22 protein-coding genes are annotated in these 14197 nt (G+C 68.1%); 4 read left to right on the top strand and 18 right to left on the bottom strand.

What is annotated here, in order from left to right:
* Positions 1–35 precede the first annotated feature (35 nt).
* The 9 genes from VE326_11510 to VE326_11550 form a co-directional block, all read right to left on the bottom strand.
* Positions 36–821, bottom strand: a complete 786-nt coding sequence (locus tag VE326_11510) for a hypothetical protein (protein HYJ33837.1) — start codon at positions 819–821, stop codon at positions 36–38.
* 6 nt (positions 822–827) lie between these two features.
* The gene (locus VE326_11515; protein HYJ33838.1) at positions 828–1649 is read right to left on the bottom strand and encodes a hypothetical protein; all 822 of its coding nucleotides are present in this window, start codon (positions 1647–1649) and stop codon (positions 828–830) included.
* A complete protein-coding gene (locus VE326_11520) occupies positions 1646–2512 on the bottom strand; it encodes a hypothetical protein (protein ID HYJ33839.1) in 867 nt (288 codons plus the stop codon). Before VE326_11520 ends, VE326_11515 begins: the two co-directional genes overlap by 4 nt.
* A gap of 13 nt (positions 2513–2525) precedes the next feature.
* Positions 2526–2879 carry a hypothetical protein gene (locus VE326_11525; GenBank protein ID HYJ33840.1) on the bottom strand — a complete coding sequence of 118 codons (354 nt, stop codon included), beginning with the start codon at positions 2877–2879 and terminating at the stop codon, positions 2526–2528.
* A 72-nt stretch (positions 2880–2951) separates the two neighbouring features.
* Positions 2952–3308 (bottom strand): hypothetical protein, encoded by a 357-nt coding sequence (locus VE326_11530; GenBank protein ID HYJ33841.1) that lies wholly within the window; start codon positions 3306–3308, stop codon positions 2952–2954.
* 23 nt (positions 3309–3331) lie between these two features.
* Positions 3332–3784 (bottom strand): hypothetical protein, encoded by a 453-nt coding sequence (locus VE326_11535; protein ID HYJ33842.1) that lies wholly within the window; start codon positions 3782–3784, stop codon positions 3332–3334.
* A 30-nt stretch (positions 3785–3814) separates the two neighbouring features.
* Positions 3815–4441, bottom strand: a complete 627-nt coding sequence (locus VE326_11540) for a hypothetical protein (protein HYJ33843.1) — start codon at positions 4439–4441, stop codon at positions 3815–3817.
* A gap of 33 nt (positions 4442–4474) precedes the next feature.
* Complete coding sequence (locus tag VE326_11545; GenBank protein HYJ33844.1) at positions 4475–4675, bottom strand: hypothetical protein; 201 nt, start codon at positions 4673–4675, stop codon at positions 4475–4477.
* A 28-nt stretch (positions 4676–4703) separates the two neighbouring features.
* A complete protein-coding gene (locus tag VE326_11550; GenBank protein HYJ33845.1) occupies positions 4704–5261 on the bottom strand; it encodes a hypothetical protein in 558 nt (185 codons plus the stop codon).
* A 78-nt stretch (positions 5262–5339) separates the two neighbouring features.
* Between VE326_11550 and VE326_11555 the strand changes: the two genes are divergently transcribed.
* Positions 5340–5972 (top strand): HNH endonuclease, encoded by a 633-nt coding sequence (locus VE326_11555; GenBank protein HYJ33846.1) that lies wholly within the window; start codon positions 5340–5342, stop codon positions 5970–5972.
* Here VE326_11555 and VE326_11560 read toward each other — a convergent pair.
* The 6 genes from VE326_11560 to VE326_11585 form a co-directional block, all read right to left on the bottom strand.
* The gene (locus tag VE326_11560) at positions 5969–6913 is read right to left on the bottom strand and encodes a phage major capsid protein (protein HYJ33847.1); all 945 of its coding nucleotides are present in this window, start codon (positions 6911–6913) and stop codon (positions 5969–5971) included. The genes VE326_11555 and VE326_11560 overlap by 4 nt on opposite strands.
* Before the next feature lie 69 nt (positions 6914–6982).
* Complete coding sequence (locus tag VE326_11565) at positions 6983–7525, bottom strand: hypothetical protein (GenBank protein HYJ33848.1); 543 nt, start codon at positions 7523–7525, stop codon at positions 6983–6985.
* A 53-nt stretch (positions 7526–7578) separates the two neighbouring features.
* The gene (locus VE326_11570; protein ID HYJ33849.1) at positions 7579–7833 is read right to left on the bottom strand and encodes a hypothetical protein; all 255 of its coding nucleotides are present in this window, start codon (positions 7831–7833) and stop codon (positions 7579–7581) included.
* Complete coding sequence (locus VE326_11575) at positions 7826–8200, bottom strand: HIT domain-containing protein (GenBank protein ID HYJ33850.1); 375 nt, start codon at positions 8198–8200, stop codon at positions 7826–7828. Before VE326_11575 ends, VE326_11570 begins: the two co-directional genes overlap by 8 nt.
* 14 nt (positions 8201–8214) lie before the next feature.
* The gene (locus VE326_11580; protein HYJ33851.1) at positions 8215–9180 is read right to left on the bottom strand and encodes a hypothetical protein; all 966 of its coding nucleotides are present in this window, start codon (positions 9178–9180) and stop codon (positions 8215–8217) included.
* Positions 9167–10654: a phage portal protein gene (locus tag VE326_11585; GenBank protein HYJ33852.1), complete on the bottom strand. Its 1488-nt coding sequence runs from the start codon at positions 10652–10654 to the stop codon at positions 9167–9169. Before VE326_11585 ends, VE326_11580 begins: the two co-directional genes overlap by 14 nt.
* 62 nt (positions 10655–10716) lie before the next feature.
* Here VE326_11585 and VE326_11590 point away from each other — a divergent pair, with 62 nt between their 5' ends.
* From VE326_11590 to VE326_11600, 3 genes are read left to right on the top strand one after another with little or no spacing between them, the layout of a single operon-like run.
* The gene (locus tag VE326_11590; GenBank protein ID HYJ33853.1) at positions 10717–10929 is read left to right on the top strand and encodes a hypothetical protein; all 213 of its coding nucleotides are present in this window, start codon (positions 10717–10719) and stop codon (positions 10927–10929) included.
* Complete coding sequence (locus VE326_11595; protein ID HYJ33854.1) at positions 10926–11297, top strand: type II toxin-antitoxin system HicB family antitoxin; 372 nt, start codon at positions 10926–10928, stop codon at positions 11295–11297. Before VE326_11590 ends, VE326_11595 begins: the two co-directional genes overlap by 4 nt.
* A complete protein-coding gene (locus tag VE326_11600; GenBank protein HYJ33855.1) occupies positions 11297–11575 on the top strand; it encodes a hypothetical protein in 279 nt (92 codons plus the stop codon). The genes VE326_11595 and VE326_11600 overlap by 1 nt, the downstream gene beginning before the upstream one ends.
* Here the strand turns inward: VE326_11600 and VE326_11605 are convergent.
* The 3 genes from VE326_11605 to VE326_11615 are packed head-to-tail and all read right to left on the bottom strand — an operon-like array spanning position 11569 to position 13959.
* Positions 11569–13251, bottom strand: coding sequence for a terminase TerL endonuclease subunit (locus VE326_11605; GenBank protein HYJ33856.1), 1683 nt, complete (start codon positions 13249–13251; stop codon positions 11569–11571). The two genes, VE326_11600 and VE326_11605, sit on opposite strands and share 7 nt — an antisense overlap.
* A 16-nt stretch (positions 13252–13267) precedes the next feature.
* Complete coding sequence (locus VE326_11610) at positions 13268–13495, bottom strand: hypothetical protein (protein HYJ33857.1); 228 nt, start codon at positions 13493–13495, stop codon at positions 13268–13270.
* Positions 13496–13497: 2 nt separating this feature from the next.
* On the bottom strand, positions 13498–13959 hold the full coding sequence (locus VE326_11615) for a phage terminase small subunit P27 family (protein HYJ33858.1): 462 nt from the start codon (positions 13957–13959) through the stop codon (positions 13498–13500).
* Between the last annotated feature and the right edge of the window lie 238 nt (positions 13960–14197).

Raw genomic sequence — 14197 nt, forward strand, 5'->3', positions numbered from 1 at the left:
GCGGTGGTCCGGCCGGTCAGCCTGGAACGCGCGGATCAGGCTTGGAACGCGCGGATCAGGCCGTGCACCTGACGGTTTGCGCCGACGCCGCTGGCGTTATGGACGACATACAGGCACGGGTCGGGGCCGGCGTTGACGATGCTCGACCAGCCCTGCATGGTGGCCGCCTCGGCGATCGGCGCAAGGCCCGGCACCAGGCAGCGGGCCAAGATGAGGTTGATCGTGCCGGTGCTGCCGGCGTGGGTGAAGCTGGCGACGGCCTGAATGCCCGTGTCACCGGACGCCAGCGGCAATTGCAGGGTGGGCACGCCGCCGGCAGTCATGTAGCTGGCACCGGTGCTCGTCGCACCGACCCGGCCGGTGGTGCCGGCCTGGTTCGTGTAGGACGCCAGTTGCACCGACGTGAAGCTCATGCCGCCCGTGGTGGTGACGAACGCGCACACCGTCGAGTAGTCAGTGACCCGCGCGGGCAGGAGCATCCCGAGGCTGCTCGTCGTGGTGTTGCCGGCGACGGTGCGGTGGCAGAGCCGGTCCCACAGCGAGATCTCGCCGCCGCTGTCGCCGTTGGCGGCGGTCCACGTGGCGATGTACCAGTTCTTGCCGGCAGCGGCGGTGGCCAGCGGGATCGCGCCCGTGGTGACGTTGGTGCAAATGGTCGCGGTGGATGGCACCGTGCCGGGTGGCGGGCTGCCGTGGTAGCCCCAGGCGTCCTGGCGGGCCGGCTCGACGAGCGCCGCGTTGGAGCCCGAGCGTTTCACGACGGCGTACGTAACGCCGCCAGCCAGGCCGGCGATCAGTGCGTCACGGTTGGCTATCGACATGCGCCGTCACCCCTGACAGACCGCGACCTGGCCGACCTCACCGAAACCGCCGTCAAGCATGCCGGCAAGCATCAGGCAGGGGTCTGCGCCGAGGTCGTAGAGGCCACCGGTGGCCAGGGTGATCTGGTCGCCGGAACTGACGCCGCTGCTGATGACCGCACTAAGCGCGGCCACCGGGCGCATCAGTACCACCGAGAAGTCCCCGGCGGTGCCGGTCGACCCGGACAGGGTCAGGGTCTCCACGCTGGTCACGCCGAGATCACCGGCTTGCAGGTCGCACGGCCCGTACAGGCTGCCGGCCATTTGGTTGTTGATGGTGGTGTTGTTCCACAACTTGGCCGTGCGCCCGGACACGCCGGCCTCGTTGGTGTACGAGATGGACACCGTACGGGAGGTCGACCCGACCGGAGTGTTGATCTCCAGGAATATCTGCACCTGCGTCTTGTCGCTCACGCGCGACGGCAGGCTCAGCCCGACCGTCTGGGCGGTGCTGACCGTGCCGGACAGGCCGCCCCGATGGGAGAGCCGATCGAACAGGTACAGCGGGCCGCGCGTCTGGGCGGATGTGCGGAAGTTCGTGAAGTTGGCCAGGTAGTTGCTCTGCCCGGTCCCTGGCGCGGGCACCGCGAACGCCCCCGGCGTCGCGGCACTGCACAGCGTCGGCGTGGTCGGCGTCGCGCCGGCCGCGCCGGGCTGGCCGGGCATCTTCCACCACGAGGCCAGCAACCCGTTGACCAACGCGCCGCTGAACGACCCGTACTTGGCGTACGCGTAGACCCGCTGCCCGGACAGGGCATTGAGCAGATCGTCGCGGCTGGCGATGCTCACCCCTGCACCACCTCCAGATAACCGCCGACCGGGCCGGCGAGCTGGCCGGGCACCATGAAGAACAGGCACGGGTCCGCGCCCAGATCGGGCAGCCCGGTCTCCGCCCAGCCCAAGCGCACGGGGCCGGTCTGGTTGGACCCGGGCAGCGGGCACACGCCGACCAGTCGGGCCAGGGTGACACCGAAGTTGCCGGCGGTGCCGGTGCTCGTGGTGAACGTCAGGGTTTCCACGCTGGTGACTCCGTAGTCGCCGGCTTGCAGGTTGAACGGCCCCCAGATCGTGCCGACCGGCGAAGAACCACTGCCCGGCAGCGCCGCCCCGGTGGCGAGTGTGGCGGTGCGCCCGGCGACACCCGCCTCGTTGGTGTAGCTCGCGGAAACCGCCGTGCTCGTGGACCCACCGGCGACGTAGATCTCCAGGAAGATCTGCACCTGCCGCTTGTCGGACACCCGCGACGGCAGGCCGGCGGTAACGGTCTGCGCGTTGCCGGCACTGGTGGAGCTGAGGCCGCCCATCTGCGCGAGCCGGTCATACACCAGCAACTGCGAGCCCATCGCCTGGGCCGTGCCCGACGAAAACTCGTAGGACTGCACGTTGATCCCGGACAGATACCAGGTCGCGCCGGCGGCTGCGGTCGGCACCGGCGCGGCGCTGACCGACTGGCTGCTCATCGTGACGCCGGGTGCGACACCGGCACCGCCTGCTTGGGGCGGTATCCCGGCCGCCGTCGAGTTCGCCCACGACGAATGGTTGCGCATGTACTGCGCGGTCTGGCTCGGGACGGCGGTCAGGTTCTTGTAGAACGGCAGGATCTTCCGGTTGGCCAGCGCCGCCACAAGCTGCGACCGGGTCGTGATTGCCACCGCGCGTCCCCGATCAGGTGATGGTGATGGTCAGCGCTGTCAGGTTGTAGGTACCCTGCCCGCCGTAGGTTTCCGTGGCGGAGAGTGCCGCGCCGCCGTAGAACGTGCCGCCGGTGGCCGTCGACCACAGTCCGATGTAGCTGATCGAGGTGGAAGCGGGCACGTCAAAGGTGACGCCGCCGGAGATGGCGGCGACGCCGCCCGAGGCCGTCGACCAGGCAACCGCCTTGCGGGCGTATGCAGGCGTACCGCCGGTGACCTCGTTAGTGCCGGTGGTACCCGGATCGGCGGTGTGCAAGCTGACGTAGCCGACGTTGGAAGCGACGCCGTTTGCCGCCGCATTGCGACCACTGTTGTTCAATGCCATGACGGCTTACCCCTCGCGGCTCGGTGTGTCGTGTGGTTGCGTGTTGTTTTCACGGCCCGCATCCCCTCCGGGTCACGGTGAAGTCACAGTGACGGTCAGGCTGGTCAACGTGTACGTGCCCTGCCCGGTGAAGGTTTCCGGCGCGGACAGTTGCGCCGCGCCCTCGTAGGTGCCCGCATTGGGCGCGTTCCACAGGCCGACGTAGGCGACCGTCGTACCGGGCGGCACATTGAACGTGACCGGGCCGTTCAGCGAGGCAACACCGTTGGTTTCCGTCCAGGTGATCGGCTGCCGGGCATAAGCCGGCGTACCGCCGGTGATCTCGTTCGCCCCCGTCATCGCGGGATCGGCGGTATGCAGGGACGCGAAGGTGATGGCGCCGCCGACACCGGTCGCGGCGGCGTTGCGGCCGGCAACGGTTAGTGCCATGGGGCTCAACCCTTCCGGTGCTTTTACTGGGCGCGGGCGAAGCCAGCGGCGGCGAGCTGCACGGTCACGTTGGTGCCGTCAGTGGTGAACACACAGTCGTGGTAGGTCAGTGGCACGGTGGCGGCATCGCTGGGCGCGGTGGTGTCGGGCACGTAGCAGAGCAGCAGCTTGGCCACGTCGTTGTTGCTCGCACCGCCGGCCGCCACATACGTGAAGTCATTGGCGTCGAAGGCGACGGCGTCGGCCGCGTCGTCCTCATTGGTCACCACGCCGGTCAACGTCATGCGGGCGTAATTGGTGAAGTCGCATTCGGCGTTGGCGGCAAGCGCGCTGGCCAGGCTGAGGTGATCGGTCAGGATGGCGTCGGACTCGACGCCCGCCTTGAGCAGCACGGCCACGAGCGCGTCGTTGGCCGCGGGCAACCCGGCGTAGAACCGGAGCGCGCCCTTGGCCACGTTGAATACGCCGTCAGACATGACGGTTCCCTCCGGTGGTTATTGCTGGGGCTATCCGCGCCAGTGCGCGTCGACTGGCCCGTATCCGGTGCTGAGCGCTGCCGAGCCAGTCGGACGGCCGTACCGGCGGCGCAGCGCGGTTTGCAGGAACGGGCTGGCGTCCATCTGCGCGGACATCGCGCCGTAGTTGGCGATGAAGTCGTCGAGCTGCAACTGGCTGGCGCCGATCGAGTTGCCGTACGCGCCTTTGATCAGCGCGAGGACGGCCTGCCGGGCGAGCTGGAGGCGCTGGTCGGTCGGGGCGTACCCGTGGCTGTAGGTCACGGTCACGCCGTAGGGCTGGTTGACCCAGCCGGTGGTCGCCGAGCGCCACCCGTACCGTCGCCACAGCCGGGCGCGTCGCGCCTGGAGGGTGTAGTCGGTGACCGGCAGGGCGCCGATGCGCACGGCGCTGACGTTGATGATTGGCCGCTCGGGCAGCATCAGGTACGGGCCGTGGTCGACCTCGTCGAGGTCGAAGGTGACGGTCTCGTTGTTGACCAGCACGATCCGCTGGCCGGTGACCGCCTGCACCACAGCGGTGGCGCATTCGATGAGCAGTTCGGCTTTGGCGCGCTCAATGTCATCGCGCTCCAGCAGGCAGGCGAGGTCTTCCGGCGTCGCGAGCTGATCGGCCATCGTGACCCCGCCTCCCGCGTGGAGTTGTGGTGGTTACTTGCTGGCGTTCTTGGTGACGCCTTCGACGGTGTATTCGGCGTCGTCGGTCTCATCGACCTTCGTGCCGAAGTAGCCCTGCTCGGTTGCGGTGTCGAACGCCTTCTGCACCTCGGCGTTGCCCGGGGCGTCCGCGTCGGCGGGCAGTTCGTTGGTCGCAGGTTCGGAATCAGCGGCGGTCTTGTCTTCGTCAGTCATTGGCTCGGTCCTTCCGTGTGATTTCCGGTCAGGCCGCAGTGGCGCTGAGGGTGCCGTCGTTGGCGACGGCGAGCCGGTAGGCGGTGCCGTTGGGCGAGAGCAGCACGACCGAGGCGCCCTGGCCCAGCACGACATCGCCGCTCGGCTTCACGACGAACGGCCTGGTGTCGCCCTGACCGATGAACTCGATGACGTTGTCGGTCTGCGTGCCGGGCACGACGATCGAGACGCTCTGTCCAACGGTGTCGTTCGCGTTGAGTGCGACGTAACCGGTCGCGCTGGTGATCGAGCAGGCAGCGTTGCCGGGCCAGGCGCCGAGATCGACGTTCGTCGTTTCGGCAAACATCAGCAGATCGACGCCGTTGATCGGGTCGCCGGGCGCGTTCTGGCCGGTCTGGACCTGGAGCAGCGCGCGGTCCGGGTCGCCGCCGTAGACGCCCAGCGGATTCGGCGCGTCGACGGTGGCGGTAAGGGCGGAGACCTGACCGCCACCGCCATGCGGGGCCTCGTACGTGCTGGCGGCTGCCTGGTCGGTGGCGGTGCCGATGTAGCCCTTGGTGGTCGCGTCCTCAAGTGGGGATGTCACGCGCGACCTCGCTTGTCGTATCTATGCATCGCTGACTTCCGATTAGTTCGGCAAGTACCATTTGGATAGCATTTGGCCATGGGTCGAAGCGCCGCCAATCCGATCGACAGATACTTGAGCAAAGTGGATCGTGGCGGTGCCGATGAGTGCTGGCCGTGGACCGCTGCGTGCTTTACGAACGGATACGGTGCGTTCCGGGTCGGAAACAAGCAACTCAAAGCCCACCGATTCGGCTACGCGGAACTGATCGCCCCGATCCCGGTCGGGCTGTACGTCTGCCACACCTGCGACAACCGACCATGTCAAAATCCCGCCCACTGGTTTCTCGGCACCACGGGCGACAATGCCCGCGACCGCGAAGCCAAAGGTCGCGGAGCCCGGAACGGCAAGGTTCGATTTCAACCCGAACAGGTGCGAGAGATGCGACTGCTCGGCCTGAACGGAGTCACCCAGGCCGAGATCGCCAACCGCTTCGAAACTCAACAGTCATCGGTCTCACAGATACTGCGTCGCAAGACCTTCGCCCACCTCGACACCGACCTACCGGCATGGAAGACGAGCCGCAGATACAAAGTCACACCAGCCATTGCGGACGCCGTACTCGCCGAACGCGGTCACGGGTTAACCATGAATGAGATCGGCGAGAGGCACGGCGTCAGCCGTGCCACCGTGAGGCACATCATCCGAGGCTGGCGACCGCTAGCCCACTAACTCAAAAGCAGCGAACCTACGGGGTACCGGTCCGCCTCCACCGGCTGGTCGTTGTTGATCGTGTTGGACACCTGCCAGCCGACCCGGAAGGTCAGGCGGATCGCGGTCATGTCCTGCTGCGGCAGGTTGTAGACGATCGCGCCGGTGTTGTCCTGGATGACGGCCTGGTCGAGCACCTTCATGGTGATGTCCTGCCGGACGCCGACCACGAACTGGTCCCAGTCACCGCCGAACAGCCGCGGGCTGCCCGAGGCGGTCGGCCACAGGCCACGCATCGGGTACGCGATAGGCATGCCGTCGAGCGTGTCGACCGCGCCGCTGACCCGGCCAGTGTCCAGCTTGCGGCCCTGCGAGTCACGGGCGGTGCGCAGCTTGGACTTGGCGCTGGTCGCGGCGACCCAGCCCTTCACGTCGAAGCCGTCCGCCTCGACCGCGCCGTAGACCTGGTCGACGTCGCCGAAGTAGCCGCCGGCCGTGGCCGCCGAGCCCTCGGTGGTGTCGTTGCCGGCCGCGGTGACCGCGGCGTTGATGTTCGTCGGGAACGAGGCCGGGGCGTTGGTGCCGAAGAACACCGCCGAGTCGAGGGTGCGTGCCATCGCCTCGGTGAGCAGCGGCATCGCCTCGTCCCAGATGTTCGCGTCCACGTCGGCCAGCACGTTGTCCGGCACCGGCATGATGGTCGCGATCTCTTCGATGTTCAGGTACTTGTTTGTCCAGTTGACCTCGGTGGTCTGCTTGAGGCCGGTGTCCCCGGTGACCCAGTACGCGACCGGCAGCGCGGACAGCACGGGGAAGCGCACCTGCGCGCGGCCGACCGGCACCCGGCGGAACATCTGGAGCACGGCGGACTGCTCGGTCGCCTTGCCCAGCATCTCCTTGGAGACTTCCTCGGGGATAAGGGCGGCAGCGTCGCTGCGGGAGGTCAAGTTGGTGAAAGCCACGAGAGAACCCCTTTCGGTTCAAGGTGATTCGGGCAGCGGTCCCCGCGTGGCGTTACGGGTGCTGCGTGGTTAGCGGATGCCGGCGCGTTCGCGTATGTACGCGTTCATGTCCTTGGCCGCGCCAGCGGTGCGACGGGCGCCACCGTCGAAGTTGGGCGCCTTCTGCGAGCCGCCGAGCTTCTTGATGGCGGCAGTGATGGCCTTGTCGTCGGGTTCGCCGTCCTCGCCGATGAACTTGCTCAGGTCGGCGTATTCGAGGAAGCCGTCGAGGGCGTCCTTGTCGACCGTGCCGGCCGCGGCGGCGCGCAGTTCGGCGCGGGCCAGGCGGACCGCGGCGGCCGACATGGCGGCCTTCTTGCCGCGTTCCTCGGCCTCGGCGACCGCCTTCTCCTGTTCGGACATGGACGCCTTGCGCAGGCGCTCCAGCTCAGCCTTGGCGGTGGCGTTTTCCTTGGAGCGGGTTTCATGCTTGCGGGCCTGGGCCTTCCACTTGGCGGCCTCGGCCTTCCAGTCGGTGCTGTCGCCCTCGTCGTCGCCGTCCGTGTCGGAGTCGATGGCGTCGTCGAGAAGCTGCTGAGCGTTGGCGTCGTCGTCTTGCTGGTCTTCGGGCATGGTTGTTTCTCTCCCGTGTCGGGTGTGGACACCGCCGTGTCGGCGGTGCGGTGTTACTTGAGCGAGCCGTCGCTGGCCCAGTTCTCCGGTAGGAGGTTGGTCAGTCCGAGCGCCTTGGCGCGGCGGATGATGTAGCGGCGTACCGCGGCGCGGCCGGCGTCGCCGCCCTTGGCGCGGCCCACGGCCTTGATGGCGCGCTGCAAGCTGGCCTTGTCGGTGATCGGGTATCGACCGCCGCGCTCGCTGTCGGGCATGGCCTGGCCCTTGTCGGCGAGACCCTTGCGCTGCTCCTTGCTGTAGTCAGGCACCGGTGGCTCCCCGGACAATGAGGTGGACGTGCAGGTGGGCGATGGTGGCGCCGGTGCGCTGCATGTCGCCGCACCGCACACGTAGTTGGAAGTCGTCGATGCCGTAGAAGCCGCGCGCCAAATCGAGCCCGCACCAGAAGTCGGACCGTTCGGCCGTGGACAGGTCCCGCAGGTCGGTCAGGTGACGCCGCGGCACCAGCAACAGGTGCGTGACCGCGTCCGGGTAGGGGTAGCGGTTGGGTGCCACCACCCAGTGCGTGGTGAACAGCCCGGTCCGGATGTCGCACAGCACGCACGCGCCGGCCGCGTCCAGGCGACGCATCTCGTCGACCTGCTCGGGGTGGCGGGCGTTGGCGAGGCAATACAACACGCCGGCCGCCTCTAGGTGATGTACCCGTGCAGACGTAGCAAGCGCAGCAACTCGGTCCGGTTGTCCCCCGCGATCTGGTAAATGCTCTCAGGGGTCAGTCGGATCACCTTGCGCTTCTTGCCGGCACCGAGGCGCTGCCCGGCGAGGCTGCGCTTGGTCACGCCTATCTGGGTGGCACGTAGCTGGCGCCCGGCCATCTGTACCCAGCGCATCTGCCGGCGGGCGTTGACCACTTGGAAGATGTCGGCGCCGTGCTCGCGGATCGCTGTCGCGCCAGCCTTGGTGAACACGCGGTTCTGTTCGTCCTCGATGAGCGAGTCGAAGTACGCGTGCGGGTCGGTGGTGTAGTGCCGGCCGTAGTCCTCGGACGCGGGCACGTGGATGCAGTCGCAATTGGGGTGGCGCTTGAACCCGGCGTTGGACTTGTACCACTTGCCGGCCAGGATGACGCACCGCGCGCACGAGGGCGGGGTGAGCATCCTGATGTAGCCCTCGGCATGCCGGGCAGCGTTGATGGCGACCCCGACCGGCACGCGGGCCGCGTCGGAGATCTGGGTGTCCACGATGCGCTTGAGCCGGGTGCCGGCCTCGGCGAGCGCCACATCGGCCGCCGCGCCCTGGTCGATCGCGTTCTGCGCCCCGACGGCGGGTACGCGCAGCAGACCATCGAGGTCGTTGCCGTCGGAAGCCGTACCGACGAACGCGGTGGGCGACACCGTGCCGTCGGAGTCCGGGTCGACACCCTGTACGTCCAGCGCCGCGGTGACGTACTGCTGGGCACCGGATGCGGCGGCGTATTGGGCGGCCCGCATGAGCTTGCCGATCGTGGGCGCGACGGTCCGGTCCCAGCTCCCGGCCGGGTCGTTGCGGTTGACCCGTCGCCACAGACCGTCGACCAGTCGCCAGGTGTTAGTGGCGGTGACCTGGGTGACGTAGCGGCGCTGGGCGGCGAGTGCGGCCAGCTCAGCCGGCAGCACTGGTCGGGTTCCGGTCCGGGTGGCCCGGTACCGGTGGCAGCGCCGGGCCCGATCCCGGCGGCGCGCCCGGTGCCGGTTGCAAGCTCGGCCCACCCGGCTGGCCCGGTGGCGTACCGGGCTGAGGCTGCTTGAGGATGGCCGCCAGGTTGGCGGCGTCCGCCTCGGCCTTCATGTCTTTCCAGCGGGCGATCTCGACCTGGCTGGCGCCCCAGCGCTCCCACAGCGCCTCCTCGGGCACGCCGAGGGTGGACATCTTGAGCAGCGCGTCGACCAGCTCGCCCTCGGTACGGTGCTCCGGGTTGCGCCAGATCGTCTCGGTGCGCTCGTCCGCGTTGGACAGTCCCGCGGCGGTGCGCATCAGCCGCACGGCCTCCTCGAAGCCCTCGCCGTAGGTACGCATCCGCTGCCGGACCTTGCTGACCAGACCGGACTCGGCGGCTTGGAGCGTGGCTCCGTTCACATTATTTAGCTCGCCTAACAAATACTGGGCCGGGGTGCGGGTGCGCGAGGCGATGTCTTTGACATCCTCGCGCTTGGCCGCCGAGTACGGGTCGAGCGGGGCGGCGTCGAACTGGCCGAACTCAGTCTCGGCCGCATCCGAGGTGACCAGCCGGTTGCGGCCGATGTTGACCCGGTTCGGATTCCCGTCCGCGTCCGTGTCCGGGAAGCCGATGGCCCACTTCTGCGGGAACGCGCCGAAGTCCTGAGTCATCAGCCGGTCGGCCAGCGTCTTGGCGATCCGGTCCTGGATGGAGATCACGTCGGCGATCTCGGACACGCCGCCGGTGAGTACCCGCGGGTTATTGGCCAGCTCGACCAGCGGCACCACGCCCAGTGGGTTGGGCGCGGGCCACCGTTCGGCGGTCACCTCGCGCGGCACCCAGTTCATGGTGGTCAGACCCTGCACCTGCGGCTTGTCGGTGACGAACTTGTAGAGCCCGTCCGGCAGGTACAGCGTGGCGTTGACCTTGCCGGTCCAGTCGTCCAGCCACACCTTGAGCCCGGCGGACCGCTCGCGCCGGCCCATGCCGGGCTGGTACTCCACAATGGCCTGGGCGGGGTGTTCGACGTAGACCAGTGGCGTTTTCGGGTCATCCGGGTTGGGCGCGACCAGCAGGTACGACTGGCCGGCGATCAGCCCCTCCAGGATGGCCTGATCCGACTCGCTGTCGAGATTGTTGGCCTGCCAGATCCGCCAGGTCTCCTCGTCGGCGTCCCGCTCGTCACCGATGCGGAAGCCCTCGATCTGCATCCGCTCGGCCGTGGCGTCGACCACCAGACCCATGTAGTTGGAGCGGGTCAGATCCAGCAGCCGGCGGAACTCCTCGCGGGCCTGCTCGGGCAGCCACGGGTAGCGGGGCGGCACGCCGCGGTAGTACGCGTCGTAGCGCTCCACGTCGTCCAGGCGGGCGGTGAGCTGCTTGTACAGCCGCTTGACCCACCACATCGGGGTGAGCGGTTCGTCGGTCGGCACGCTCACTCCCGTTTCTATCTAGTTGGGTTGACTTTCACTGTCTAGTGACCTAGACTGGAGATATGAAGCGAAGCGCACTGCTCCGAAAGATCCGCAAAGCCGCCAACACGGCGGGCGTTGCGTTCGGGGAGGTCCGCGAAGGCGGCGACCACTCGATCTTCCGGTGCGGATCGACTTCGATCTCGGTCCCCCGTCACCGGGAGATCAACGAATTCACCGCGCGGGGCATCCTGCGCGACCTAGAAGACGAACTCGGAAAGGGGTGGTGGCGGTGACCCGCTACACCGTGACCTGCCAGCGTTCGGGCGGCTGGTGGGCGATCAGTGCACCGAAGATCAAGGGACTCCACTCACAGGCACGCAGGCTCGATCAGGTCGAGGCGATGGCCCGCGACGCGATCTCGCTCCTGCTCGACGTGCCGGCCGACTCGTTCACCCTCGACGTGCGGCCCGAACTGCCCGACGAGGCCGTCGAAGCGTTACGGGCGCGCGAAGAAGCCGAGCAGGCGGAACGGCGGGCCGCAGCCGCCACCAGGTGGGCGATCGAGCAGTTGCGCGCAGCCGGGTTCAGCGTGCGCGACACGGGCTCGTTGTTGCACCTGTCACCGCAGCGGGTGTCGCAGATCGAACACGAGGCGGCGTGATGGCGCGCCGCTGGGAGGAGGTGCGCGCCGAAGCCGGTCTCGACGAGCAGGCGATCGCCGCGCACCGCACCCGGCTCGACCGGGTACCGACGGAGCACCCCGTGTTCGACGTACTCGCCAAGCCGTGGGCCGGCGGCTGGGAACTACACATCGACGGCATCGGCGTCACCCAGTCGCACAGCCTCACAGACGCCGAGGCGATGGCGCGCGACTACATCGCCACGGATCTCGACATCGACGCCAACTCGTTCGACGTCGAGATCAGGCCGGTTCAGTAACCGGACACCTTGCCGGTGACCCGCGTGTACTTGCTCTGACTGGACTTGCCGCGCACCGTCCACGCGCCGACCGCGAGCGCGGCGGCGGGTACGGCGTCGATGCGCTTGCCGGTCTCGCCGCGCGCCGGCTTCTCGGGCCGGATCAGTTCGGCGTTCTCGCGGGATCGGCGCACCTCGACGTTGTCGAAGCACCACTGCGCGACCGGGTTGGCGTGGTGGTGGAAGCGCTGTTCTTTGACCAGCCCCATCAGCGCGGTCATGCCCGGCGTCATGTCGGCGAATGTGTTGGAGCGCGGTACGAGCTGCGTCTCCTCGCGCAACCGGGTGCGCTTGGCGATCTCCTGGATGACCGGGAACATCGACCATTTGTCGCAGTCGCCGCCGACGATCTTGAACTGCTGGGCGTCGGCCTCGATGTCGTCGTAGACCCGGTCGTAGTCGAGCACTTCGCCGTCGGTCAGGGTGATGAACCCGGCCTGTACCCATCGCGAGATCTTGCCGTCGTTGTGCTTGTCGAGTTGCGGCACGGCGGCCTCGGGTAGCCAGAACCGCCACAGCACGTCGACCGGGGCGTTGTCGTCGCCGGGGAAGATCAGACACCAGGCGGTGAGGTCCATCTTGGCCGCCAGGTCGAACCCGGCCCAGGCGACGCGGCCGGCGAGCTGCTCGCGGCCCCACTCGGGGCGCAGCCACATGTCGCCGCACGAGTCGAGGTACAGGTGCATCGGCATCCAGCGCGACGCCTGCTGTACCCACTGGTTGAGCCGGAACTGCCGGAAGCCGTTCTCGGCGGCCGGGTCGTTGCGGGCCTCCAGCGCCTCTTTGCGCATCGCCTCGCGGGACAGGAAGTCATCCAGCGCAGGGTTGGCGTGCGCCCAGTTCGCCTCGTCGAACGGATCGGCGTCGCGCGGCGTGTTGCGCATGTACGCAAACACGTGCGGCGCCCGCTCGGGGTCCTCGCTGACCCGCTGCATCTCGGTGTGCATCGCGGCGGCGAACCCAGCCGGGTCATTGCCGGCGGTGGTCGCGGCGACCATCAACGGCTGCCGGCGCGCACCAGAGCCCATGCCGGTGCGCAGCGCGTCCCACATGGACCGGTCGCGCCAGGCCAGGATCTCGTCGGCGGCGACCCCGGACGGGTTGGAGCCGAGCGCGCCGGCCGCGTCCGCGGCGATCACCTGGTAGAAGCTGTTGGTCTTCGGGTCGATGATGCGCTTGATGTGCGCGCGGATCTGGAGCCGCTTGGACAGGATCGGCGAGAGCTGCACCATGCGCATCGCCACGTCGAACGCGAGGCTGGCCTGGTCGCGGTCGCGAGCGCAGCCGTAGATCTCGGCCGACTCTTCTCGGTCGGCGACCAGCAGATACAGCATGATCCCGGCCAGGATCTCGCTCTTGCCGTTCTTGCGGGCCAGTTCGATCCAGACGATCAGGTACCGGCGCACGTACTCGCCGTGCTCGGTCGACCAGTACACGGTGCCGAACACCGGCGCGATGATCTCGTCGCGCTGCCAGTCGGCCAGCGTGAACCGCTTGCGGGCGTACTTGCCCTTGGTGTGAACCAGGATCTCCTGGAAGAACGCCACGGCGTGCGCGGCCCGTGGCCGGCAGAAGTGCTCGCCGGACTCGGCGCAGGTGTCGTCGTCGAGCGTGTAGCCGCAGACCGGGGGCGTCATGTCGACCTCCGGGGCGTCACTCGGACAGCAGCTCGACCGGGCCGAACACGAACAGCCGCACGGTCACGAAGCAGCCGGCGTCCGGGTCGCCGTCGCGCGCCGGCTCGACCGACACCACGCCGTCCTTGGTGTAGTACGGGAACAGCTCGAAGTCGACCGCGCCGCGAGGCTTGACGTGTATCTGCCGGCCGCGCTCGCCCCGGACGACCTTCAGCGCCTCGATCCAGCGGTACTCGCTGAGCACGGTCAGCCCGTCAACAGCCGCGACGCACCCTGCTCGACAGGCTTGTTCGCCTCGCCGACGCGGATGCCCGAGCGGCCCGACGGGGTGAACCCGAACTCGTGGGCCAGGTGCCGGATGGTCGTGGCGGCGGCGAGCTGGATGGACACCGCAGGGTGGCGGATCGTGCCGCCGCGCTCGCCGCGCGCCGTGATGCCCTCGCGGGCGATGATCCGGCTCGCCTCGCGATGGGTGGCCACGGCCTCGCAGTAGCAGAGCAGCGCGTCCCGATCCAGGGGCTTCTCGATGCCCATCGCCTTGGCGTGATGGACGGTGTACTCCCAGATCTCGCGAACCTCGTCGGCCACGTCGGGCGGACAGATCAGGTCACCGTCGCGGGCCTTCGGCTCATTGACGTTGATGCGATCCTTGCGATCCCCGTTGAGGATTCGCAGGTGGGTCGGCATGGGGATCGGGCCTTTTGCCATTTAGGTCAGCCCTCCCTTTTCTAATTGCAATTGATGACTTCCAATTCGTGTGCGCATTCATGCGTGCGGTCCCAGCGCGAGACATCGACGCACATCGCCGGCACGCTGCGCCGGGCGTGTTTGTCCGGTTTAGGACCCTATGGGCCATCTGGGGCTGCTGCCGGATTCGGAACCGGACAAACGGCGCAGACGGGCACAATGGGTTGGGCCCAGGTACTTGTCGGCACCCAAATTCACC

The sequence above is a fragment of the Candidatus Binatia bacterium genome (assembly GCA_035631035.1).
In the GTDB taxonomy this organism is placed as follows: Bacteria; Eisenbacteria; RBG-16-71-46; order SZUA-252; family SZUA-252; genus DASQJL01.

Excerpts from the sequence above, each read along its gene's own strand:
- VE326_11510 (HYJ33837.1), bottom strand. The coding sequence starts at position 821 with ATGTCGATAGCCAACCGTGACGCACTGATCGCCGGCCTGGCTGGCGGC.
- VE326_11525 (HYJ33840.1), bottom strand. The coding sequence starts at position 2,879 with ATGGCATTGAACAACAGTGGTCGCAATGCGGCGGCAAACGGCGTCGCT.
- VE326_11530 (HYJ33841.1), bottom strand. The coding sequence starts at position 3,308 with ATGGCACTAACCGTTGCCGGCCGCAACGCCGCCGCGACCGGTGTCGGC.
- VE326_11535 (HYJ33842.1), bottom strand. The coding sequence starts at position 3,784 with ATGTCTGACGGCGTATTCAACGTGGCCAAGGGCGCGCTCCGGTTCTAC.
- VE326_11540 (HYJ33843.1), bottom strand. The coding sequence starts at position 4,441 with ATGGCCGATCAGCTCGCGACGCCGGAAGACCTCGCCTGCCTGCTGGAG.
- VE326_11545 (HYJ33844.1), bottom strand. The coding sequence starts at position 4,675 with ATGACTGACGAAGACAAGACCGCCGCTGATTCCGAACCTGCGACCAAC.
- VE326_11555 (HYJ33846.1), top strand. The coding sequence starts at position 5,340 with ATGGGTCGAAGCGCCGCCAATCCGATCGACAGATACTTGAGCAAAGTG.
- VE326_11565 (HYJ33848.1), bottom strand. The coding sequence starts at position 7,525 with ATGCCCGAAGACCAGCAAGACGACGACGCCAACGCTCAGCAGCTTCTC.
- VE326_11590 (HYJ33853.1), top strand. The coding sequence starts at position 10,717 with ATGAAGCGAAGCGCACTGCTCCGAAAGATCCGCAAAGCCGCCAACACG.
- VE326_11600 (HYJ33855.1), top strand. The coding sequence starts at position 11,297 with ATGGCGCGCCGCTGGGAGGAGGTGCGCGCCGAAGCCGGTCTCGACGAG.
- VE326_11605 (HYJ33856.1), bottom strand. The coding sequence starts at position 13,251 with ATGACGCCCCCGGTCTGCGGCTACACGCTCGACGACGACACCTGCGCC.
- VE326_11615 (HYJ33858.1), bottom strand. The coding sequence starts at position 13,959 with ATGGCAAAAGGCCCGATCCCCATGCCGACCCACCTGCGAATCCTCAAC.